Annotated in this window: 2 protein-coding genes; both read left to right on the top strand. The window is 37.7% G+C overall.

The features are described 5' to 3' along the window. Positions 1 to 657: glycosyltransferase family 4 protein (locus tag AC1DPZ_RS27085; protein WP_477409358.1), on the top strand; the 657-nt coding region annotated here is incomplete at its 5' end. Between the two features lie 10 nt (positions 658 to 667). After that, positions 668 to 1,493, top strand: an 826-nt coding sequence (locus tag AC1DPZ_RS27080; RefSeq protein WP_477409360.1) for a hypothetical protein, incomplete at its 3' end; no start/stop codon positions are given.

Raw genomic sequence — 1,493 nt, 5'->3', positions numbered from 1 at the left:
GTTGTAATCGCGTGTTCAAAACGAAATGCTTTAGACATGGAAATAGCACTTAATAGGGAGATTGATACAATACCTTGTTTTTCGCGAAAAATAGAAATAAAGAAGGTTAAATCTAATAATGGCAAAGTACGTTTTGGATATTATGGCCGACTAATTCCTGAGAAAGGTATAGACATCCTATGTCGGCTTAGTGAAGAAGAAGATTTAAAGAACGCTGAATTTAATATTTGGGGGCAAGGAATTGGATATCCGCCAGAATATTTTAAAAAATACCCAAATGTAAAATATAATGGAACATTTAATGGCCTTGATGAATTAGTTAAAGTTATAAGTTCAATTGATGCTTTCTTGTTACTTTCTGTACATCCGGAAGGCTTACCTATTAGTTTGCTTGAGGCTATGGGTGCCGGATTACCTTGGTTAGCTACAGAAAGAGGGGGAATCCCAGATATTGCCTGCGATCCGATTTCAACAAGAGTTATACCTTCCGACGCCGACTACTTATATATGAAAAGTGCAATTGTTTGTTTCGCAGACGATATTATGCGTGGCAAAGTTTCAAATGATATACAAGAACAATTTTATAATGAAAAATTTTCGGCTTTTGCGCTTACAAGAAAATGGGAAAGTACACTTGGACTAATAGAATATAATTAAACTATAAATTGTGGTAATTTTATCTCATCCTACTGGAAATGCAAATGTTCGTGCGGCTGCAAAGGGCTTAAACGATGCTGGGGTATTAAAGGAATTTCATACCTCTTTAGCCTCTTATCCGGGAAATTTCCTTGATAAGTTGGGATCATTTGGCCCATTGGGAGAAATCAAGAGGCGAAGCTTTGATCCTTCATTAGCTTCAATAACGAAAATGTGGCCATGGCTGGAAGGAGGAAGGATGTTATCAATAAAGGCGGGCTTAAAAAACCTTACACGACACGAAACCGGTGTATTCTCCATTGATGCGGTTTATAAGTCGCAAGATAAATGGACAGCAGCCAGATTGAAAAAGGTAAACAGTAGCGATCTAAAGGGCGTATATGCTTATGAAGACGGCGCCATATACTCCTTTAATGAAGCAAAACGATTAGGTTTACAGTGCCTGTATGATCTGCCTATTGGTTACTGGCGTACAGCAATGAAACTCATGGAAAGCGAAAAAGAAAGGTGGCCGGAATGGATGCCGACACTTATCGGATTTAAAAATTCTGAAGAAAAACTTAAACGGAAAGACGAAGAGATAAAATTAGCAGATCATATTTTTGTCGCAAGTACTTTTACAGCCAAAACATTAAACAACTTCCCCGGAACTCTTCCAGCTATAAAGGTTATACCTTACGGTTTTCCTGTAGTTTGGGGAGATAGGGACTATTCTTTTGAAAAAGCAAAGCGAAAATTAAAAATTCTTTTTGTTGGCGGCTTATCACAACGTAAAGGCATAGCAGATCTTTTTGCAGCTGTTGAACAACTTAAAGATGAGGTGGAATTGACTGTAG

Source organism: Mucilaginibacter sp. P4_G9, from assembly GCF_056400985.1.
The sequence above is the reverse complement of the archived record's forward strand: the minus strand, read 5'-3'. Positions and strand labels throughout refer to the sequence as shown.